This is a genomic window from Spirosoma horti, from assembly GCF_054776595.1.
On sequence record NZ_BAAHBQ010000009.1, the window covers coordinates 91,133 to 113,619 of the forward strand.

Below are 22,487 nucleotides of genomic sequence, written 5' to 3' on the forward strand. Positions count from 1 at the left end.
TTCTACAGCTTATACGTTGCCCCAACTTGTGTAGCCTCAAGCTCAGCAATATTTACAGAGAATGCAAAATACGTCGACGAAATGTTTAATAACCCACGGCTTACCGTGCTGATGGATAGGCTGTTGATGATGTACGAGCGAGCCGTGAAGACACGGACTGTCGACGAAACACCATCACGTTCAATTGGCTGCAGGGCGGTTCGGCTGGTGCTGTGCCAGAACATCGGTGGGCACTTTCAGTGACTTTTTGAGTACGTATTGCGCCAATACCGGAAAGTGGTCGGAGAAGGAAACACCTGACAGTGTCTGACAGGTTTTAATGTGCCAGTCGGCGCTAAAAAACTGTTGATCTATGCGCACACAATACGGGTGGCGGTTAAGGGTAAAACCCAGCCCCTGTCCAGCCTCTTCAAAAGCATTTTTAAAGTTCTGGCTAAGCTTTCCGTAGGAGTAGCTAATGGGCGTTTCGTTAAAATCACCACAAATAATAACCGGATACCGACTACCCGCTACATAGGATTCAACTTCCTGAAGCTGTTCGTTTCGGTTCGCAAATCCCTCTTTCATGCGCCGAAATGTATCGAGTAATTCGAGCGAAAAACGGCCCAGATGACCCGTTTTAAGGGCCTCAATTGCCTGGTCGGTACGCACGCCCATCGACCACAAATGTACATTGACAACTCGAATGGTATCAGTGCCATACGCGATATCGGCACACAGAAACCCATTGATATTGGGCGCCTTAGCGCGATTCCAGATGCGGCTGTACTGGTTCACGATCGGATACTTGGAAAATAAGGCCAGCCCTATTTCCCGGTCTTTATCAAAGCAGGTTAGTTTTTGAAGCTTATCAGTGTAGTGATCCTCAAGTTGAGCATTTGGCGAATACTCCTGAAAACAGGCAATATCGGCCTTGAGCAGGGACGGATCGATTCCGTTTTTACCCGTTGCCGGAAATGTTTCACTGTTGAAACTCAAGACATTCAGCGTTTGCGCGTGGCTCAGATCGCTGTCCCCATCCTGGCGGCCCACCAGCCTTTTCACCACCACAAACGAGAACAAAACCCAGATTATACCCGCAGTGGCCACCATTTTCTGTTGCTTATAGAACAGGTAAATGCAGGCAGCCAACCCGCAGGGGATGGCTAGCGGTAAGCTCATCATGATAAAGCCGGACAACCAGTGATTGACGATTGGGTAGTAGCAGAACGCCATCGACACAAAAAGATAACTGAGCGTGGTGTAGGCCAGCGGGAAACGCTGGTATTTACCGACGAACACTCTTCGCTCATTGTTCAGCGGCTCCAGCAAAGGCTGTAAGGCAACTGATAGATGGTTTATGATTTTCTTATGCGTTGGCATTGCGTGAACGTTGAGATAACTTACACAGGCTGCCGGGCAGCCCAATTTACTTCACCATGAAACGACCATCGCCGATCCGGAAGCCTTCCGTATACAATTCTACCGTGTATAGGCCGGGTTTATAAGGCGTATCCCTACGAAAAAGAATGGCTACCCGCTGATCATCACCCTCAAATGGCACTGTCTGACGCGTGCTGTAGCCAAGTTCATGGCCGTCAAAAAGCATGACGCCACCAATGCCGCTCTCGCTGACAACCGCTCCGTTCGGATCCAGTATCCGTACATAGACATCTTTACTAGTGGTTGACGCCAATGAATTGGCCAGTATCATAAAGTCGATCTTCAACCGGTCAATGCGCGATGCTTTGTAGGTACCGCCCCGGCGCTCTTTCCCATTTTCGGCAACCGCCATAACCTCTACGTTAATGGCTTTCAGGGCTGATGCAAGTGTCACTTTGTTTGTGAGATCGGCATTCTTGAGCGAATAGTCCACGACCGCTTTGGTTAAAGCAGCCCGTTCATATTTTAAGCCCGTATTCTCGCTCAGGATACTTTCTTTTTCCTCTTCGAGCGCTCGTGTCTGGCTAAGCAATGAGCCGTTTTCAGCCTTGAGTGACTGAATATCCGCTTCATTTCGCGCCAGAAAATTCTTATAATCCCTGATTTTCAGGCTATACTGCTGCATGGAGAAGCTCAGGTCGTATTTGAGCCGCTTCTTGTCGGTCGTTAACTGCCGTTTGATCCGTTCCAGTTCCGTAACGCTGCCGCCAAGCTGACGGACCTCGACAATTTTAGCATCCAGTACGGTTGAGATAGAATCAAGCTTAATTTGTGTGGAGGCAAATTGCTCCACTTTTGTCGTCAGCAGCTTCTGAATTTCCAGCGTTTCATTCCGAGAACCAAGGAACAAATAGGCCAGCAACGCCAAAACGCCTAGAAGAGCGCCAATGGTTATGTTGAGCACACCCTGCTTCTCATTCGCTACCTCTGCTTCTGCTTCCATTATCCAGTTAGTCGATGTGTTACAAAGCAACGACATCGAACTTAAGCACGCCTTAAGCTAACCTTAAATTTACCTTAAAATGGGGCGATACTGGAAAGTGTCAGCGTTAATGTGGTGCCTTCGGCTGTAGAACGCACGGCAATTTGACCTTTATGAAGTTGGGTAACCTGGGCCACAACGGCCAGCCCAACGCCATGCCCTTTGCTCGATTGCGCGGTAGAGTCACTCCGAAAGAACGGCTGAAAGATATGCGGCAAATCGGCTTCCCGGATGGGTGTCCCTTCGTTAAAGACAGCGATTGTTATACTGCCTCGTTTAGACCGGAAAGTCACAGTAGCTGTTTTTGTCGGCGAGAATTTACAGGCATTATCCATCAGATTCATGAGTAACACCTGGAGAGAAGGCCGGTTACCTTGCGTGATCAGGTCCTCTTCATCATCGGGAAAATCGGCAAAATTGAGATGTATCTGATACTCTTCCTGCCATTTCTGCAATTGTGCTTTCGTTTCCCACAGCAGTTCATCCATCCGCACCGGCTCTACCGACAGGCTACCTGCCTGAACCGATGTATTGGCCAGTTCCAGCAGGGCGTTGGTGAGCTGCGTCAGTGTGCGGGCATCTTCCTGAAGGGATTGAAGCGTTCGCTCGTACACCTCCGGACTGCGTTTTTGAATGAGGGCCACATCAATCTGCGAATTGATCTTGGTGAGCGGGTTTTTCAACTCATGGGACACGTTGGCAATGAACATTTTCTGCGTGTTCAGGGCCTGTTCGATGCGGTCGAGCAACTGATTGAAGGTAGTGACCAGCCCCCCAATTTCGTCTGACCGATTGGGATGCTCTACCCGCTTTTGCACATTGGCCGGGAAAATGGCATTGACCTGCTGAATAATGCCTGACATGGGGGCCAGGGCCCGGCCGGCAAAAAGCCAGCCCGAGATACCAAGTAACAGGATGGCAATCAGAATCATAACAACCAGAATCTTTTTCAGATCATCCAGCGCTTCCCTACCCGCCTGGTCGATCCCACTCACGATCACCCAGTTACCCCCGCCCCCGCCAGCCAGGTGTATGGCTACGATCTGGTATTCATTCTTATGCTGATACCAGGTCTGGGCGGTTGAATCCAGTTGCGGGATAAATTGTTCGTGAAACCGGGCATCAGCTGGGTTCGTAGAGAACAGGACCTGTTTCGTTTTTTCATTATAGACCGAGATGTTCTCATTGAGCAGCGGCTCTTTGTCGGCTGCGTCGATGAGTCGCAATACGGTGCTGTCGGTCTGCCGTAAATCGAACAAGAGCGTCGTTGTCGTGATAGCCCGGTCCTGAAGTCGCTTATAGAAGCGTTTTTCGAGATAAAGTTTGCTGAAAAAATAAACCCCAAGCGAGAAAAACAGCAGGACCAGGGTGACGAGAAAGACAAATTGGTAGGTGAGCCGGGTCCGGATGTTTATCATTATGACAATACCTTTACGACATATCCCATGCCAATCTGCGTATGCAACAGTTTGGGATCGAAGTCTTTGTCTATCTTCTTCCGCAGGAAATTTATGTACACCTCGATCACGTTGGTACCGGTGTCGAACGTCAGATCCCACAACCTTTCGGCCAGTTCAACCTTGGAAATGACCCGTCCCTGATGGCGCAGGAAGTATTCGAGCAGTTGAAACTCTTTAGCCGTCAGGGTAATTTCTTTTCCAGCCCGCACCACTTGCTTGGTGTCTGGATTTAGCTCTAAATCAGCTATTTTAAGCAGGTTAGCGGATTGCCCGACACTGTTATTCCGGCGGGTCAGCGCCCTGACCCGCGCCATCAGTTCGCGAAATTCAAACGGTTTGATGAGGTAATCGTCCGCTCCCGCATCCAGCCCTACGACTTTATCTTCGGTCGTGCCCAAGGCCGTGAGCATTAAAATCGGTGTCGATATATTGGCTTCCCGCAGCTTCTGGCAAAGCTCAAGGCCATTCATGCCGGGCAGAATTATATCCGTTATGATCAGGGCGTAGGGCGACCGGGTAGCCAGTTGAAACCCCATCGTTCCATCATAGGCTACATCAACATCCCACTGGTGTTCCTCAAGCCCTTGTTTAATACTTTGAACCGTTTTGACCTCATCTTCAATAATCAGAATTCTCATGGTACTCCATTTCTTCATTCGAATTTATAGAATTAATCTAATAGATGGGCTTTTTGGGCAATAATGCTTGCCGACTCTATCGAATGATTTAACTTGTGGGCATGAAACAACTTCTTTGGGGACTGGCGGCCTGCCTGCTCAGTGTCAGCTATGGATTGGCGCAATCGACAACAACCGCAACGACTAAATCAACAAACTTACCCCGAATAGCCATTGCCGGGCTTGGTATCGAGTCCAGTACGTTTTCGCCAGCCGTAACGCAGGAAGAAGCGTTTCACGCCCGCTATGGCCCCGAAGTGTTCAATGCCTATCCGTTCATGATGCCCGTCTCTCCCCTTCGGAAACAGGCCATCTGGCTCCCGGCCATCGTGGGCAAATCGCTTCCCGGGGGCGCCGTAACCCGGGCAGCGTATGAGTCGCTGGTTAACAAAACGCTGGATTCGCTCAAGAAATACGGTCCTTATGATGGCCTGTATTTCGACATACATGGCGCCATGAGCGTGGTCGGTCTGGACGATCCGGAAGGCGATTTCATTACCCGAATCAGGCAGGTAATTGGTTATAAGACGCTCGTTTCTACCTCCATGGATCTGCACGGCAATGTGTCGTGGCGGTTGGCCCAGCATTCCGATTTAATCACCTGCTACCGCATGGCTCCGCATGAAGATGCCATGCAAACCAAGGAACGGGCGGTCGTCAACCTGCTGGAACGCCTTAAAAACGGAAAAGGCAAACCAGCCTATAAAGCCTGGATTCCCGTACCGATTTTGTTACCCGGCGAGAAAACCAGTACGCGTATCGAGCCGGGAAAAAGCCTTTATGCTAAAGTAGAACCTATTGCCGTTCATGACAATGGCATTATCGACGCGGCCATCTGGATTGGCTACGCCTGGGCGGATGAACCCCGGAATCATGCCGTGGTGATGGTGACGGGCGATGATAAAGCAAAAGTGGCGCAGGCCGCGGAAAAACTGGCCCTCGACTTCTGGACTGTTAGAAACGAGTTTGGCTTTGTGGCCCCCACCGGCACACTGGAAAAATGCCTGGCGAATGCACTGGCCAGTAAAAAGCATCCCTTTTTTATCAGCGATACGGGCGATAACCCAACCGCCGGTGGCGCAGGCGATGTGACCTGGACGCTTACGCAGATTCTGGCTCGTCCGGAGTTTCAGCGGGCCGATGGTCCATCGTTGATTTATGCCTCCATTCCAGATCCTGAGTTGGTTAAAAAGGCAATAGCGGCTGGCGTTGGCGGATCAGTCGAAGGGGTAGCGGGGGGGCGTGTCGATGCCCGATTTGCCCCACCGGTCAAACTGAAAGGAACCGTCGAGTCAATTGTTAAAGGCGACAAAGATGCTGAGGTCGAAGTTGTGGTGAAAGTTGGGAGCGTACACGTCATCGTGACCCAAAAGCGAAAGCCATATCACAAAGAAATCGATTTTACCCGCCTGAACCTTAGTCCGCGAAAATCGGACATTGTCGTTGTAAAAATTGGCTATCTGGAACCTGAACTGTATGCCATGCAGTCCGACTGGATCATGGCGCTTACACCCGGCGGAGTTAACCAGGATCTGGCCCGGTTACCCTACAAGCGCATTAAACGGCCTATGTTTCCGTTCGATACCGACATGAAACAGCCTAACCTCTCGGCTCAGTTCGTACCCTTGTCCGGCGCAGCTAAATAATCAGTTGTGTTCACATTCGCTGCGAATGAAACGTCGCCAAACCGATACATGGGTTTGTCCCACCTGCTGCCGCTAAAAACTGTAATTTAAAGTTAGCTGAATGCCAAAACCAATGGCTGGCCAGCGCGTTAAGAAACTAGACAGGCTATGATCTATTTTCTTTCTCTGCTTATGCTGACATCCGTAATCAATTCGCAAACGAGTGACATCACGCCCGAACTTTCCCGGTTTCGAACGAATAAAACGATACCGGCACTTATCGAGAAGAATGTGCTGACGGCCTTGTCGTTTTATCCGGAGCTGGCTGACACCAAAATTCACTTTGTCTTTAAGCAAGCGATCAAGTCATCGGTCATGCAGGCCCAACCCGTTTTCAGTAGCCTGCTCGCCAGCCGGAAAGCACGGGCCTACCGCATAAATATCAGTGCGCTATTCAAGCTGACGCACACGGCCATCCCGATTCACCAGCTCCCCGATGCCATTATGATTGGCTGGATCGGTCATGAGCTGGGTCATATTATGGACTACGAAAGCCGGACAAATCTCGACATGGTCGGCTTTGGACTTGGCTATGTTTTCTCAGCGGAGTACGTAAAAAAGGTGGAACGCATTGCCGATAACTACGCGGTGACGCATGGCTTGGGCAGTTACCTGATTGAGACAAAACGGTTCATTCTCGATCATGCCGAGCTCCCGCAGGCCTATAAAGACAAGATTGCCCGGCTCTATGTGTCGCCCGAAGAGATCACCGAACAGGTGAGAACGTTAGAAGAGCAAAAGCTGGAAGCGCAAAAGAAGGCTTTGTGAAACACGGTTGGATTTCTGTCATCCCTCCTGACGTCGGGATGACAAAAATCCAACTTCGGTTACTGCCCCCAAAAGCCATTATTAACGTCATTTACTTACGTTTCACGAAGCCAGCCCGCTCATATACTGCTCAAACACCAGGAAATCTTCCTCTTTCATTACTCGGGGGATTTTGACCTGACCACCCAGTTTTTTATGTTCTTCGCTCCAACGGTAAAAATGCTCGACAGGAACGACTTCCGCTTCCACCCCTTTTAATGACTTCGTCCGGGCGACATTGTAATTCTTGTTCGTTTCCCGTAGTTCGTTGTCCAGAGAATCAGCCATTTCCTGATTATCGACCAGTTTATTGGCGCCGATAAACCATTTATTGATGTACTCGCCATTTCGGCGGATTGCCGATACCACAAATTCTTTAATCTCCACATCGAAGCGTTTCTGCATGGCCTGCATGGCCTTGTTCATCTGGTGAACGGACAGTTGCTCACCCACCACATTCAGGAAATGCTTGGTTCGACCGGTGATTTTTATTTCGGCCCGTTTCTTATCGGTAATCATTACCGTGTCGCCAATCATGTATCGCCAGGTGCCCGACACCGTCGAAATCAGCAGCACATAATCGACATTTTCCTCCGCCTGCTCCAGCGAATAAACCGTGGCGTCCTGTTTCACCCGTCCCTCCTCGTCCATGTTCTCATCCAGAAACGGGACAAATTCGAAGAAGATACCATTATCGTGAATCAGCGCCATCGACGATGTGTCGGGCCGTTTCTGAGTAGCCAGGTATCCTTCCGAGGTCAGATAGGTGTCAATGTAGGTTAGTGGCCTGGCCATCAACGCTTCGAGGCTTTTGCGGTACGGTTCAAATGCGACACCTCCCGAGGTATATACCTGCAGGTTCGGCCAGATGTCATGAATGGTTTGAAGCCGGTTATACGAAATGACCTCTTTCAGCATCATTTCGATCCAGGACGGAATTCCACTTAAACTACCAATATCCCACGAAGGAGCTTCTTTGGCAATCTGGTGTACTTTCTGATCCCAGTCGGTCATCGAAGCAATCTCAATCCCCGGTTTATAATAGCCTCTGAACCAGGCGGGAATGTTGGCCGCACTGATGCCGCTGATTTCGCCTTCCTGGTGATCATCCTTTTCAATAAGGTTTACACTGCTGCCCAGCATCATGATCTGCTTCTCGAAGAAGTCGGACGGCAGATCGAAGTTTTTTAGGCTCATTACCTGCTGGATGCCCGATTTACGGATCGAATCAATCATGTCGTCCGTGACCGGAATGGATTTACTCGTGCTGGTGGTGCCACTGCTGAGGGCAAAATAACGCTGCCCGCCCGGCCAGGTCACATTCTGATGACCTTCCAGCAGGTAGTGCCACCAGTCGGTGTACAGTTTATCGTAGTCATGAATAGGGACTTCCTGCTGGAAGGCGGCAATACTATCCGTACTGTTGAGCAAGTCGTTGAAGTTGTGTTTTTTGCCGAAGGCGGTTAATCTGGCCTTCGTCAGCAGATTCTGTAGTACTTCTCGCTGTGCCTTTGCCGGATCAGACTCTGCGGACACAAAGCCATATACATCAATCGCTTTTTTAATCAATTCCCCAATTACTGCCATAAATTATCTTTCGCCAGGTGTATTCCACCTATAAACCCGCTCAGCCGAACTTTGTTGGTTCGTACGAATAGGGATATAGCAGCCGGAGTCGTTCCGTAGAACAATCTTCGTCAACAAGACCTTAATAGAGTACTGTCTTATATCGGGCAGGGAGAAGTCATAAACTCGATGAGTTATGCCTAAATCAATCGAAGGGGCCTTGTTTTACACGATTGCCGAAGCGGCCCAGGAATTGCATATAACCGTTGGTCGGTTAAAAAGCTATCTGGATCAAAGCCGACTGACAAGCGAACGGATTGGCCGCCATGAGTTCATTCGGGAACAAACCTTGCGCACGTATCAGGCCCGGCGAAAATAGGCTGGGGAGCAGACGTCTACTTACACTTTAACCATCATCTGGTAAGAAAACGGCTCACCGGGCCTTCATAGAGGCTACTTTATCGGCCGGTTTCGTGTAGTCTTGACCAGACCTATCGGCAAATCGTTTCCCGACGGCCATCCGTTGACCCGCCGTCAGTTCGGGCCTTTATGGGCGTTTACGACGCGCCATTCGACACCGCCCTACAGTTTGAGACGAATTCCGACCTTATTCAACCGACCGGTTATCCATACGCATACCAGGGCAAAAAAAATGGACTTCAGAAGACCCACACCACCTGCTAGCAAGGCATCGGGCAAATGCAAATTCAGTAAGGTGGTAAAGGCGTAGGCGAAATACGGAATCAGGTAACACAGAAGTGTATCGGTGCCAGCTGGTTTGATTTGGTTAAACCAACGGGCTTTGCCATTGACGTCGACCAGCCAGTAGATCGCCGTAAACGCCAGAATGGTGAACGCGCTGCACAGAAATAACCAGGCGGGCGTAGCAGCCAGCTTGCTTAGGCCCCAGAACGTCCGCGTATAAACGGAAAGCGCGATCAGTATAATGGATATCCCGATAAAAATAATCGCCATCCGCTTGTTGTCTCCCTGTTGCCGGTACTGTTGAAACAGCGTTGAGATCACGACGCCCCCCATGGTCAGGCCCACGAGTGTTCCCCCGCTGATAGCGCTGGGAATGATCGTGATGGCGTCGGGCAATACATGGGCAGCATCCAGCATACTCAATAAAGCAAAACCAACCCAGGCGGCCCCTAAAATCACCAGGCGATTGCGGGCAAAAACCGTGACCAAAGCGGCACCCAGATATGACCAGCCAATAAGGCCCAGAATACCCCACCAGTGCGGAGCAAACCGGCTGCCATTCTCCCCTCGGTACACTATCGCTAGCGTAACCAATAGCGATATGGCGACAAGTTTAGCCCCCATAACTGCCCACTTATGTGCGGTTCTGGGATACGCATTCCAGAGTAAAATAAAACAGCCACAAGCCAGAACATTCCAGACGAGCCGTGGTAATGCGGTAGCTGTTTCGTCGATGGATTCACCGTTGACCAGAAAAACGCCCATGACCAGCAGTGCTACCGTCCGCATGAGCACATGCCCAACCAGAACGCTGTCGGAATCGCCTTTCTGACGACGGGCGTTGATGGCAAACGGGAGCGACATGCCAACGATGAACAGAAAAGCCGGAAACACCACGTCAGCCAGCCCAATTCCATCGACCCCACCGGGTACGTGTTCCAGCCAGGCCGGAATATTCGTTAACGACCAAAGATCATTGACGAATATCATCAGGATCATCGTTAAGGCCCGCAGTATATCAATGGAGTCCACCCGGTTGACCATACTAAGGGGCCGAGCCGATGGAATGGGTACGATTTGTGGCTGAGTCATCGCGGGATTCTGTTTTCGAGTACTGGAGACATCTAGTTCAGGACATTTGCTTCACCGGGTTCTAAGCCGGTGCAATTGATATACATATGCCTTGTACCGGGTTCTAAGCCGGTGAGGCAAAAGCTCAATAAGTCAAAAACGAAACAAGCCCGATAATCTACCGGACTTGTTTCGTTTTTACCCTCGTCTATTTAATATAAAGCCACTTGGCATATAACGCTTTTTGCGCAGCCGTCTGGTTGTCTACGGGCTCCAGCCGATAGCTCACCAGCGGATTCTGGGTCAGGGTCACCGGAATCTCGCGAAGTAGACCCGCCCGGTTCACCAGTATGTTGATCCTGTCGCCTACGCGCCGACCGCTAACCTGACGCAGCAGATCGTCCCCTACCCGCAGGCCGTCAATCGAAATAATTTCGTCGCCGACATTGAGGCCATCGGTATACGCTGCCGACCCGCGCCGAACGCTGGCAATTGTCGATTTCCCATTGGCCGCTGTCGTAGCGGCTCCTAAAAATCCGTCCTGCTGTCTTGCGGCTATGTTGACCAGCTTCATGCCCACGGGCTCAAAATAGGCGTTATAATTTATGGGGTCGGCGGTGTTCACGCCAACGGCAAAGAAGTCGTCCAGTTTGCGACCCGCCACCTGCTCTGCCGCCTTCCGAAACTCCTCGTCCGTGAAGCCGCGTTTCTGTTTTTTGTAGTATTCCGCATACAGGAGCCGTAACAAATCGTCCATGTTCCGTTCGCCGTTGCTGCCAGACAGAATCGCCAGATTTAACAGCGTTCCCAGTACACTCCCTTTGCTATAATAGGAAATGGTCGAGTTGGCCGAGTTTTCGTTGGGGCGATACCCTTTGATCCAGGCATCCCAACTCGATTCTGCCGCCGACTGCACCCGCGTGCCGGGCTGGTTCTCAATATCGGTAATGCTGCTGGCCACCAGATTCAGGTAAGCCTCTGGCGTATGAAAACCCGCCCGGCGTAGAATATATTCCTGATAAAAAGACGTACAACCTTCTGACAGCCAGAGCATGTGCGTGTAGTTCTCATTCTCATAATCGAACGGCCCCAGCGCTACCGGCCGAATACGCTTGACGTTCCAGAGGTGGAAATATTCGTGGGCTACCAGCGACAGAAACCGTTTGTAGTTGGCTTCGGTGGCGTAGGCGTTGCGGGTCGTTTCGAGGGTTGTCGAATTCAGGTGTTCAAGCCCACCCCCACCCGGTGGAATGTGGTGTACGATGAACGTATAATGTTTGCAGGGGTGCTCGCCCACAACCGTAGCAGCCGCTTCGCATACACGCTTATAATCAGCCGCTAAGCGTTGTTCGTTGTAGTCCACATCGCCAAACATAGCCACAGTATGCGGAATATTGGAAGCGGTAAACGTAAAGGTATGGTGATTACCAATCTCGATGGGCGAATCGACCAACAGGTCGAAATCAGCCGCTTCGTAGGTATAGTTTTGGCCGTTGACTGGCTCAAGGCCGGTAGCAACATTTTTCCAGGTTTTATACGGCTGTACGACCACCTGGAGGGGTATTTTTTTTAACGCATCGTGGTACATGAACATACCGGCGGGCGTCACATAGCCGTGGTCGGCGTCCAAAAAACTCGTCCGAACGGTCAGTTCATTGGCATATACCCGGTAACGAATGGTCAGATTGTCTTCGTCCGTATACACGCGCCAGGCATTCTTTCGGACTTTTTCACTGACGACGGGCTTCCCACCGGCTGAGGCCGTGAAGGCTTCCACATTTTTGGCATATTCGCGAATCAGGTAAGAACCCGGTGTCCAAACGGGCATTTTAATATCCAGATAGCCATTTTTCTTCGCATTGGTGGCGGCTGCCACATTTTTCAATTGCATTTCCACTTCGAAATAGTGCGTTTGTGGCTCGGGCATTGAGAGCACATACGTTACTCCAGGCGAGACCGCCGGTGGATTTTCCTCGTCGTTGCGTTTAAGACCAGCAGTTGATGAAAATGGAATAAAAAATGTCCAGACAGTAAGTAAATACAGAAGCCGGGCGTTTTTTTTCATACGGAAACAGGAATACCTTCGTTTTTTGTCCAGATTAGACGTGATATTTGTCAATTATCGGCGAAACTACGACGCAATCGTCTTAAATGGTAGTCTCAGGTTCAAAGTTTCGGCGGGTTGTTGTGTCACGGTTCAGTAAACCTGACATCGCTACGCCTGATCGGAAGTACCTGACACCTGACACTTTGAACTTACATTTTTTCTATGCCCTATTCAACCGCCCAATCGGGTCAATACCATTCGCTCCGCATCAACAGTAGCCGGTGGCTAGTCTGCCTAACCGTTGGGTTGTTCGTCAGCCTGTCAGCCTTGGCCCAGCGAACCCAGAGTTATGCTGAACCGGATTACCACTACCGAAATGGCCTTGAACTTTTTGAGAAAGCCAACTATGCCGCTGCCCGATATGAATTTCGGCAATACCTCGAACCGCGCCGGGGCGACGGTTCCCAATCGCTGCTCAACACCGGCGATCAAAATTTAGTAGAGGCCGAATATTACATCGCCCTAACCAGTCTGTACATCGACGAGCCAGGCGCTGAACTGCTCGTGGACCGCTTCGTCAAAAACCATAGCCAGCACCCCAAAGCAGGCCAACTTTACGGCGATTTGGGCACCTACTATTACACGCGACAGGATTACCCGAAAGCCATCGATTTCCTGGAAAAAGCGGTGGCGCAGGGTGGCAGTGCGACGCAGCAAACCAACTATAAATATCAACTGGCCCTTTCCTACTATAACACGCAGGACTTGAAGAAAGCGTTGCCTCTGCTCAATGAAGTCAAGCTTGATCCAGGTTCGCCAAATGCCCCAGCGGCTTCTTACTATGCGGGGGTTATCAATTTCCGCAACCGCAATTACAACGAAGCAGTAGCCGACTTCCGTCGGGTCGAGAACGACCCTATTTACCAAAATCAGGTTCCCAACTGGATTGCCCAGGCGCTTTATCGGCAACGTCGATTCGATGATCTTTTGACGTACACCGAACCGCTGCTCAAACGCAACAACGGAGCGGGTATGAACGAAGTTGCCCTGTTTACAGCCGAAGTCTTTTATCAGCAGAACCAGTTTGCCCGGGCAATTCCGTACTACAAACAGTACATCAACGCCACGGGGGCCAAAGCGCCGGGCGCGGTTAAGTTTCGGTACGGCCAGTCCCTGTTCCGTACGGGAGCTTATAATGACGCCATCACCCAACTAAAAACACTGGCGGGTGGCAAAGACACGACTGCCCAGTATGCCGCTTATACGCTTGGCGTTAGTTATCTGCAAACCCAGAATCCAACCTACGCGCTGAACGCTTTCGATCAGGCGGGTCGGTTATCGTTCAATCGGGAAATTCAGGAGGAAGCCCGCTTTAACCACGCCAAACTGCAACTGGATCAGAATAATGGCGCCGATGCGGTGAAGGAGCTAACCGCTTTTCTGAAGCAATACCCCGACAGCAAATTTGAGAATGAAGCCAATGAGTTAGTTGGCGAAGCCTACTACGCGTCCAATAATTACCCGGCAGCCATTGCTTACATCGAAGGCTTGAAACGACGGACGCCCAAAATCAACGCGACCTACCAGCGCCTGACCTTCAATCAGGGTGTCAATGATTTCAATGCCGAACGCTACCAACAGGCCGTTGCCAACCTGGATAAATCGTTAAAGTTTCCGGTCAATACCGAGTTGCAGCAGGCAGCTCAGTTCTGGAAAGCGGAAGCCTACTCAGCCGGGAAACAGTATGATACGGCGATTCCTTTGTACGCCAGCATCAAATCGGGCGCTGGCGATTATTCGACGAAGAGTCTGTACGGTCTAGGCTACGCGTATTATAACAAGAAAGATTACGCCCGGGCACTGCCTTACTTCCGCGACTTCGTGAGTAAAGGCGCCACCGCCGACGGGTCGCGGTCCGACGGGTCGGCTCAGCTACAGGATGCCACCATTCGCCTTGCCGATAGCTATTTTGCTACCAAACAATACGAGAACGCACTCCGCTCGTATGATCAGGCCATTGCACAGAATGCTTCGGATAAAGATTATGCCTCGTATCAGAAAGCGGTCATTTTGAGCTATGTCGGCCGCGATGCAGAAGCGAAAGCTCAGTTCGACCAGGTGCAACGGCAATATCCAAATTCACGGTTTGTCGATGAATCGTTATTTCAGAAAGCCAACGTCGATTTCGAGAAAGGCTCCTATCAGGTTGCCATTCAGGGATTTACGAAGCTCATTCAGGATAAGCCCAATAGTTCACTCGTTCCGGCCGCCCTGTTGAAGCGGGCCATCGCCTACGGTAACCTGCAACAGTATGACCCGGCCGTAGCCGATTACAAACGCATTCTGGATAACTACGGCGACTCAGATCAGGCACAAAGTGCCCTGCTGGGTATCCAAAATACGCTGAATGATGCCGGTCGACCCGAAGAGTTTTCGCAGGTACTGGGCCAGTACAAGAAGGGGAATCCAGGGAGTACGGATGTGGAGCGGGTTCAGTTCGATAACGCCAAGAACATCTATTCGACGGGTAAATACCAACAGGCCATTCAGTCCTTTCTGGCGTTTATGCAGGAATACCCGGCCAGTCCCGGCACCAACGAAGCCCGGTATTACCTGGCCGAATCGTACCGCCAGACCGATGATATCGCGAATGCCCTCCGCTATTATAACTTAGTGGTTGCCGACAATAAATCGGACTTTCTGGTTCGGGCAGCCACCCGAGCGGCCGATCTGGAAGCAAAACAGAAGAATTATCCCCGCGCCATTCGCAACTACCAGATCATCCAGAGCCGCGCCAACAGCAAGGCGGAACAGGTTACGGCTCAGTTAGGCTTGATGGACACCTACTTCGTGTATCCAAAACTCGACTCGGCAGCGGCTATTGCCCGCGAGGTTGTGGCCGTTGGAAACGTCGTGGCGGGTGCACAGAACCGAGCTCAGTTGATGCTGGGTAAAGTAGCACTGGCCAAGAATGATTACAAAACAGCACAGGCGGACTTTGAGAAAACCATTGCCCTCGCCAAAGACGTCAGTGGCGCCGAAGCGCAATACTATCTGGGCGAGATCCTGTACCGGCAGAAGAAATACAAAGAGTCGGTTGCCACGTTGCTGAAATTCAACGAGCAGTTCAGCGATTTTGAATACTGGAAAGGGAAAGCCTTTATCCTGGTTTCCGATAACAATGTCGCGCTGGATGAACCTGCCCAGGCCAAAGCGGTTCTAAACTCAATCATCGAAAACTCATCCGACCAGACCATCGTTGCCGAAGCCAAAGAAAAGCTGGCAGCGCTGGAGTCAAAAAATTAATGATGCACGCTGAATGCTGACTGAGGCATGATACGTAACAGCTAGATAGAAGCCATTTACCAATCATTTATCATTCAGCATTCAACATGCATCGTACATTCACTATGATCGTACGTCCCCTACTTACCCTTACCCTGCTTTCCTGGTCTACGGTGCTTGTGGCACAGCAGACGAAACCGACGCGCCCCGTAAAAGAAGGCGAAGTAGATAATCAGGAAATTACGGTTGAAAAAAGTCGGAAAATAGACTTGCCGCCTGCCAACCGAATTTTTAATAAGATTCCATCCGTTAAGCAATCGGCCGAACAGCGGAAACTAACGTATGAATTCGAGGACCGAAAGTTAACCATCGGCGACCCGAAAATTACGCCCGGCGTTCTGGCCCCCTCTACCACTCAACCCGACGAAACCCAGGCGTATAACAATTACGTAAAGCTAGGAGCCGGGAACTACAGCTCTTTCCTGGGCGAAGGTTTCTTTGGGATCAACAATCTGTCGAACCTGGCGCTGGAAGGATCAGTTCGACATTTATCGTCGGCTATTGGCCCGGTTGATGGAAAGAATTCAGCCCAGAGCGACACACGCGTTCGAGTTACGGGCAAGTATCTAGCTGACGCATTCAAACTCCAGGCAGACCTCGGGTTCGATCGGAACACCTACAATTTCTACGGCTACAGCCGCGAATATGCCGCCCAACCCTCCTTCAATCCGGATTTGATCAAACAGCGGCTGAATACGGTAAACTTTAAGCTCGGCATTGAAAATGCCAAGTCAGAAAACGCAATCGATTATTCACTCCGCACGGGAATTACCTCGTTAAGCGACCGTTTCAATGCGTCTGAAACGGACTGGGGCACCAATTTGAATGCGTCGATCGGAATCACGGACAACGTCTTCGCCCTTGTAGCCGCCGATGCATACGTAACCCAACGCTCCGACGGGTCTATTGTCGATAACCGGAACCTGTTTCGGGTAAAGCCCGCGTTCAAGTATACCTCGTCCCTGTTCACCATTACGGCGGGTATCAATGCCGTTAACCAAACGGATCAGCGACAAAGTATCAACGACACGAGAGCCTTTCCGGTCGTTGACATCGATGTGGCGCCCGTCGCGAATATCCACATTTTTGCCGGTGTTGATGGCGATATCAACCGTAATACATTACGCTCGTTACTGGGTGAAAATAAGTGGCTTGGTTCACAAGTTTTACTGGTTAACACTGTTAAGTCGTGGGATATTTACGGCGGTTCGAAAGGAAACATTGGTGGCGGGTTTTCTTATGAGGGAAAAGCATCTTATGCGCGTTACCGGAATTTCTCGACCTTCAACAACAGCACTACCGACACCACGAAATTCTCCGTTCTTTACGATGGGGGCAGCGCCAACGTGCTGACCATCTCAGGCCAGTTAGCCTATGCTCAGAAAGACAAGTTCCGCTCGTCACTAAAAGCGGATTACTTTAACTATAGCCTCGACCGGCTCGAGCAAGCCTGGGGACGTCCGCAGGTAGCGGCAACCTGGAGTAACTCGTACACCCTGAATAAAAAATTATTTGTCACCGCTGATTTGTACTTTTATCAGGGGATTAAGAACAAGAATTTCACGTCTGGCGTCGTCTATACCCTTAAACCGATCTATGACGCCAACATAAAAATTGACTATTTCTTAGGTAAACAGATCTCTGCGTTTGTCTCGTTAAATAATATCTTCGGTCAGAATTACCAGCGCTATTTGTATTATCAAACGCAAGGGCTTAACTTTCTTGGAGGAATCAGTTATTCGTTCTAAACTCTCCACCGACGCACACTATGGCTGCTGTTAAAGATTATCTCAAAAAGTTGCTGTATCAGTATGACTGTGTGGTTGTTCCCGAATTGGGGGCTTTCCTCACACATTACCAACCGGCAGCCTTTACAGAAACCAGCGGCTTATACCTACCCCCCCGCAAACGGGTTGCGTTCAACGAAGCGCTTCGGTTCGACGATGGTATCCTGGCCAATTATATTATGCTTCATGAACCGGTCACGCGCGAGGGTGCCCAGAAGTACATTAGCCAGTTCGTCAACGAGTTACGCCAGCAGGTCAGCGCAGACGGTCGGTTCGAGATTGACGGTATTGGCACGTTTACACACAATGAAGAAGGCCGTTTACAGTTCGACCCCAGCCTTCGACATAATTTCTTTGGTGAGGCCTATGGTATGAGCGCCTTGTCGGCCCAACTGGTTGATCGTCAGCCAAAACTTGAGTCTGTTCTAGATGCGGTTCCCGTTACGGCCCTCGGTCCTGTGTTGGTCCGGGATGAAGACACCACGCTGACGCCCTATCGCCCGGCACGTCCTTACTGGCGGGTGGCGGCAGCCGCGCTCCTAATTGGCTCACTCGGAGTATTCAGTTATTTTTCGGTTATCAATCCGGGGCAACCTTTTCAAAGTAGCCTCGACCCAGCTAATCTCTTCCGCACCTCTGCCTCCTATTTCGAGCGCACCAAAGCGGATAGCGATGCACCAAAACCTGTTTCGGTATCTGATCCAACCCCCGTTGCCGTTGACGAACAACCGGTAGCTACACCGGCTGGAACATCAGCAGCTTCTAGTCCAGTGCCAACCGAACCAACAACAACACCTGACGTAAGTGAAGTAAAACTTGAACCTACGCCTGCTGTTAAGCCAGCTTCAGAAGCAGCCAAGCCTGAATTAGCCGTTGCGGTTAAGGCGGTTCGTACAACGCCTTATTATACAGTCATTGCCGGCGTTTTTCTTAGCAAGCGAAACGCGCTTCGTCTGAAACGACAGTTGCGGAAAGCAGGTTATGCCGACGCTTTTGTCATTATGCCCGATCGCGGTCAGAAAGTATCCAGATATAAAGTTGCTGCTGCGGGTTCAGCAGACCGTGAGGAAGCGGTTGCCAACATGGCTGCGGTCAGCGAACTAGCTGGTTCATCCGCCTGGCTTTATAAGAATTAGGATTTAACTATCTTTATGATAGCAAAGAAGGACAGCCAAGATTGGCTGTCCTTCTTTGCTGATAGGTAGCTAGTGCGCTTAAACCGTTGAAACTTTATTGGCTGTTGCTCAGGTATACGTAGTTAATTCCGAAAGAGCTTCTAAACAAAAACGGCTCCCTCTTTCGAAGGAACCGTTCTGCACACATACAAACAGGAATTTTAACCCAAATACGTCTTCAGCGCTTTCGACCGTGAGGTGTGGCGCAGCCGACGAATGGCTTTTTCTTTTATTTGCCGTACCCGTTCGCGGGTCAGGTTAAATTTCTCACCGATCTCTTCGAGCGTCATGGCATGTTCGCCATTCAGACCAAAGTAGAGCGTGATCACGTCGGCTTCCCGTTGCGTTAATGTCGACAACGCCCGTTGTACTTCTTTACGCAGCGAATCATTGATCAACCCAGAGTCTGGTTTGTCTTCGCCATCGTTTTCCAGTACATCGAGCAGGCTGTTTTCTTCACCCTGCACAAACGGAGCATCCATCGACACGTGACGACCTGAAATCTTCAGGGTATCAACAACTTCAGCTGCCGAAATTTCGAGGACAGCCGCCAGTTCTTCCGGCGATGGTTCCCGTTCAAATTTCTGCTCAAGGTCAGAGAACGTCTTCGAGATCTTGTTCAGCGAGCCAACTCGGTTGAGGGGTAGCCGCACGATCCGGGACTGTTCAGCTAACGCCTGAAGAATAGACTGACGAATCCACCAAACGGCGTACGAGATAAATTTAAATCCACGTGTTTCATCAAACCGTTGGGCTGCTTTGATCAGACCTAGGTTTCCTTCGTTGATCAGGTCGCCTAAAGAAAGGCCCTGATTCTGATATTGCTTGGCAACCGACACCACGAAGCGCAGGTTGGCTTTCGTTAATCGCTCCAGCGACAATTGGTCACCTTCCCGTATTTTCTGGGCCAACGTTACCTCCTCGTCAGGGGTAAGCAAGTCCACTTTACCAATTTCCTGCAAGTACTTGTCTAACGACTGGCTCTCGCGGTTGGTTATCTGTTTTGAAATTTTTAGCTGTCTCATAATCCGTTGTCCCCGGTGGAGTGACTATATAACGCTATCGTTTGACGTTGCATTACACAAAAAAGTAACAATGACTTACGCATTTTTGTTCTCTGGCTTTGGCAGCAAAACTTTACGCGATAAACGGTACTTTCCTGTCTTTTTATCAACGTCGATCAACTTCACTGTTACTTCCTCTCCTACTTGTAAGACCCCGTCCATGGTCTCCAGACGCTCCCACTTAATCTCGGAAATGTGCAAAAGTCCGTCTTTGCCCGGCATGAATTCGACGAAAGCACCAAAGGGCTGAATCGTTTTTACTTTACCAACGTAGGTTTCGCCAACTTCCGGCACGGCTACGATTCCTTTCACACGAGACACGGCTTTGTCCATGCTCTCTTTGCTGGTGGCAAAAATGCTGACCCAACCTGCATTATCGTGTTCATCGATATTGACGACGGCACCAGAATCTTTCTGGATATCCTGAACGACTTTGCCACCGGGTCCGATAACGGCACCGATTTGGTTGGTATCGATTTTGATGACCATCGCGCGGGGAGCATGTGGTTTCAGATCCGAACGAACATCGGCAATGCCCTTCTTCATTTCACCCAGGATATGCAACCGGCCCACACGAGCCTGCTCCAGTGCCTGCGCCAGCACTTCATACGACAAGCCATCAACCTTCAGGTCCATCTGACAAGCCACGATACCCTTTTCGGTACCCGTAACCTTGAAGTCCATATCACCGAGGTGATCTTCGTCGCCGAGAATATCAGACAGAACGGCATACTTGTCGCCATCCGAAATCAAGCCCATCGCGATACCCGCTACCGGTGCTTTGATTTTGATACCGGCATCCATCAGGGCCATTGTTCCGGCACAGACGGTAGCCATCGACGACGAACCGTTCGACTCCAGAATATCGGAAACGATACGAATCGTATACGGATTTTCTTCGGCTGGTGGTAATACCTTTTTCAACGACCGGTGAGCCAGATTGCCATGACCAATTTCACGGCGGCCAGCGCCCCGGTTCGGTTTTACTTCACCCGTTGAAAAACCGGGGAAGTTATAGTGTAACAGGAATTTACTGTACCCCTGATACATGGTTTGGTCCACAATCTGCTCATCCGTTTTTGTACCGAGCGTCACGGTCGTCAGTGACTGCGTTTCGCCCCGTGTGAAGAGAGCGGAGCCGTGAGGACCAGGCAGATAACCGGTTTCGGCGGAGATTTGACGAATCTGGTCCAGTTTACGACCATCCAGACGCGTGCGCTCGTCGAGTACTAACCGGCGGGATGCTTCCCATTCCAAATCATGGAAATAGGTTTTGATCAGGCCCACATTAACCTCTGCTCCTTCCGGAAACGACGCTAAATACTCATCACGAACGGCTCTGAAACCATCCGAGCGACCCTTTTTGCTTGGGTTCTGCTGTTGGGCAACAGCATAAATTTTGTCGTAGGTAGCGGCACGAACAGCGGCACGAAGTTCTTCGTCATGGGTTTCGTGATTGTACTCGCGCTTTTCGGTTTTACCGACCTTCGCTTCCAGCTCTTTCTGAGCCTGGCACTGTACTTTGATGGCTTCGTGCGCCACTTTCAGGGCTTCCACCACTTCGGCTTCTGAACATTCGTCCATTTCGCCTTCCACCATACAAATATCTTTAGCTGTAGCGGCAACGATCAAGTCGATGGTAGCCCGTTCCAGTTCAGAAGTCTTCGGATTGATCTTGTACTGACCGTCGATTTTCGCCACGCGTACTTCAGAGATCGGCCCGTTAAAGGGAATATTGGATACCGCCAGCGCTGAAGAAGCCGCCAGGGCAGCCAGGGCATCAGGCTGAACTTCGGGATCGGCCGAAATCAGCGTGATCATCACCTGCGTGTCGGCATGGTAATTATCAGGAAATATTGGCCGCAGTGCACGGTCAACTAAACGACTAATCAAAATTTCGTGATCACCCAGGCGACCTTCACGCCGTTGGAAGCTACCCGGAATCCGGCCAGCCGACGCAAATTTTTCTTGATAATCAACAGATAAGGGAAGAAAGTCAACGCCTTCTTTAGCGTCTTTACTTGATACAACGGTGGCTAACAGCATCGTGTCGCCTAACCGTACAACAGCCGCTCCGTCGGCCTGACGGGCCAGTTTTCCGGTTTCGATGGTAATTTCCCGCCCGTCGGGCAGCGCAACGGATTGCGTGGTGATTTCAAACATACAACAGATTTTGAATACGTCCTCTTACAGCTTTAAACCGCTCGGCAGCCTGCCCAGCTAACCTTTTTTACTTGTACTTAAGTGCAATCGCTACTAATAGAAACAACAAAAATGAGGGAATCTACTGTTGAGCAGATTCCCTTTTTGTGGGTTGTCCCAAATTACTTCCGGAGTCCCAGGGCGACCAGGATAGCCCGGTACCGCGTGATGTCCTTTTTGAGGAGATAGTTCAGCAAACGCCGACGCTTACCAACTAATTTTAACAAACCCAGTTGAGTGCCGTAATCGTGCTTGTGAACTTTCAGGTGAGCAGTCAAATGACTGATCCGATAGGTAAAAAGCGCGATCTGGGATTCGGCCGACCCGGTGTCAGTAGTGCTTTTGGCATAACCCGAGGTGGAGAAGATCTCCTGTTTCTTTTCGGTCGTTAGATACATCTTCAGACAGCTAATTAAGTTGAAAATAATGAATTCGGGTGCAAAGATAGGAAAAAAAGTGGCAAGTTAATACGTATACGTTGACAATTGCTCA

The 22,487-nt window shown here is 50.4% G+C and carries 16 protein-coding genes; 6 read left to right on the top strand and 10 right to left on the bottom strand.

Annotated features, from left to right (window positions below; translation table 11 throughout):
• Positions 1-180 precede the first annotated feature (180 nt).
• The 4 genes from ACYVAM_RS25875 to ACYVAM_RS25890 form a co-directional block, all read right to left on the bottom strand.
• Positions 181-1,362 carry an endonuclease/exonuclease/phosphatase family protein gene (locus ACYVAM_RS25875; protein ID WP_461072530.1) on the bottom strand — a complete coding sequence of 394 codons (1,182 nt, stop codon included), beginning with the start codon at positions 1,360-1,362 and terminating at the stop codon, positions 181-183.
• Between the two features lie 46 nt (positions 1,363-1,408).
• Complete coding sequence (locus ACYVAM_RS25880; RefSeq protein ID WP_461072532.1) at positions 1,409-2,365, bottom strand: hypothetical protein; 957 nt, start codon at positions 2,363-2,365, stop codon at positions 1,409-1,411.
• A gap of 74 nt (positions 2,366-2,439) precedes the next feature.
• Positions 2,440-3,822 carry a sensor histidine kinase gene (locus ACYVAM_RS25885; RefSeq protein WP_461072534.1) on the bottom strand — a complete coding sequence of 461 codons (1,383 nt, stop codon included), beginning with the start codon at positions 3,820-3,822 and terminating at the stop codon, positions 2,440-2,442.
• A complete protein-coding gene (locus tag ACYVAM_RS25890) occupies positions 3,822-4,502 on the bottom strand; it encodes a response regulator transcription factor (protein ID WP_461072923.1) in 681 nt (226 codons plus the stop codon). The genes ACYVAM_RS25885 and ACYVAM_RS25890 overlap by 1 nt, the downstream gene beginning before the upstream one ends.
• 101 nt (positions 4,503-4,603) lie before the next feature.
• On the opposite strand from ACYVAM_RS25890, the gene ACYVAM_RS25895 reads away from it, so the two are divergent.
• A complete protein-coding gene (locus tag ACYVAM_RS25895; RefSeq protein ID WP_461072536.1) occupies positions 4,604-6,187 on the top strand; it encodes a M81 family metallopeptidase in 1,584 nt (527 codons plus the stop codon).
• A gap of 171 nt (positions 6,188-6,358) precedes the next feature.
• A complete protein-coding gene (locus ACYVAM_RS25900) occupies positions 6,359-6,994 on the top strand; it encodes a hypothetical protein (RefSeq protein WP_461072538.1) in 636 nt (211 codons plus the stop codon).
• Between the two features lie 102 nt (positions 6,995-7,096).
• On the opposite strand, the gene ACYVAM_RS25905 is transcribed toward ACYVAM_RS25900, so the two are convergent.
• Positions 7,097-8,620, bottom strand: coding sequence for a GH3 family acyl-acid amido synthetase (locus ACYVAM_RS25905; protein WP_461072540.1), 1,524 nt, complete (start codon positions 8,618-8,620; stop codon positions 7,097-7,099).
• A 175-nt stretch (positions 8,621-8,795) separates the two neighbouring features.
• Between ACYVAM_RS25905 and ACYVAM_RS25910 the strand changes: the two genes are divergently transcribed.
• Positions 8,796-8,978 carry a DNA-binding protein gene (locus tag ACYVAM_RS25910; protein WP_461072542.1) on the top strand — a complete coding sequence of 61 codons (183 nt, stop codon included), beginning with the start codon at positions 8,796-8,798 and terminating at the stop codon, positions 8,976-8,978.
• Between the two features lie 203 nt (positions 8,979-9,181).
• Here ACYVAM_RS25910 and ACYVAM_RS25915 read toward each other — a convergent pair whose 3' ends face one another.
• Positions 9,182-10,396, bottom strand: coding sequence for a DUF5009 domain-containing protein (locus ACYVAM_RS25915; RefSeq protein WP_461072544.1), 1,215 nt, complete (start codon positions 10,394-10,396; stop codon positions 9,182-9,184).
• Positions 10,397-10,583: 187 nt separating this feature from the next.
• Complete coding sequence (locus tag ACYVAM_RS25920; RefSeq protein WP_461072546.1) at positions 10,584-12,440, bottom strand: M61 family metallopeptidase; 1,857 nt, start codon at positions 12,438-12,440, stop codon at positions 10,584-10,586.
• Between the two features lie 204 nt (positions 12,441-12,644).
• Here ACYVAM_RS25920 and ACYVAM_RS25925 point away from each other — a divergent pair, with 204 nt between their 5' ends.
• The 3 genes from ACYVAM_RS25925 to ACYVAM_RS25935 all read left to right on the top strand — a co-directional run bounded on the left by ACYVAM_RS25925 (position 12,645) and on the right by ACYVAM_RS25935 (position 18,690).
• Complete coding sequence (locus tag ACYVAM_RS25925; RefSeq protein WP_461072548.1) at positions 12,645-15,728, top strand: tetratricopeptide repeat protein; 3,084 nt, start codon at positions 12,645-12,647, stop codon at positions 15,726-15,728.
• 104 nt (positions 15,729-15,832) lie between these two features.
• Positions 15,833-17,515 carry a TonB-dependent receptor gene (locus tag ACYVAM_RS25930; RefSeq protein WP_461072925.1) on the top strand — a complete coding sequence of 561 codons (1,683 nt, stop codon included), beginning with the start codon at positions 15,833-15,835 and terminating at the stop codon, positions 17,513-17,515.
• 20 nt (positions 17,516-17,535) lie between these two features.
• On the top strand, positions 17,536-18,690 hold the full coding sequence (locus ACYVAM_RS25935) for an HU domain-containing protein (RefSeq protein ID WP_461072550.1): 1,155 nt from the start codon (positions 17,536-17,538) through the stop codon (positions 18,688-18,690).
• Positions 18,691-18,890: 200 nt separating this feature from the next.
• Here ACYVAM_RS25935 and ACYVAM_RS25940 read toward each other — a convergent pair whose 3' ends face one another.
• The 3 genes from ACYVAM_RS25940 to rpsO all read right to left on the bottom strand — a co-directional run bounded on the left by ACYVAM_RS25940 (position 18,891) and on the right by rpsO (position 22,393).
• Entirely contained in the window at positions 18,891-19,754 is an 864-nt protein-coding gene (locus tag ACYVAM_RS25940; protein ID WP_009282104.1) for a sigma-70 family RNA polymerase sigma factor, read from the bottom strand.
• Between the two features lie 75 nt (positions 19,755-19,829).
• Positions 19,830-21,956: a polyribonucleotide nucleotidyltransferase gene (locus tag ACYVAM_RS25945; RefSeq protein WP_461072552.1), complete on the bottom strand. Its 2,127-nt coding sequence runs from the start codon at positions 21,954-21,956 to the stop codon at positions 19,830-19,832.
• Between the two features lie 161 nt (positions 21,957-22,117).
• The gene (rpsO, locus tag ACYVAM_RS25950) at positions 22,118-22,393 is read right to left on the bottom strand and encodes a 30S ribosomal protein S15 (protein WP_461072554.1); all 276 of its coding nucleotides are present in this window, start codon (positions 22,391-22,393) and stop codon (positions 22,118-22,120) included.
• Positions 22,394-22,487 lie beyond the last annotated feature (94 nt).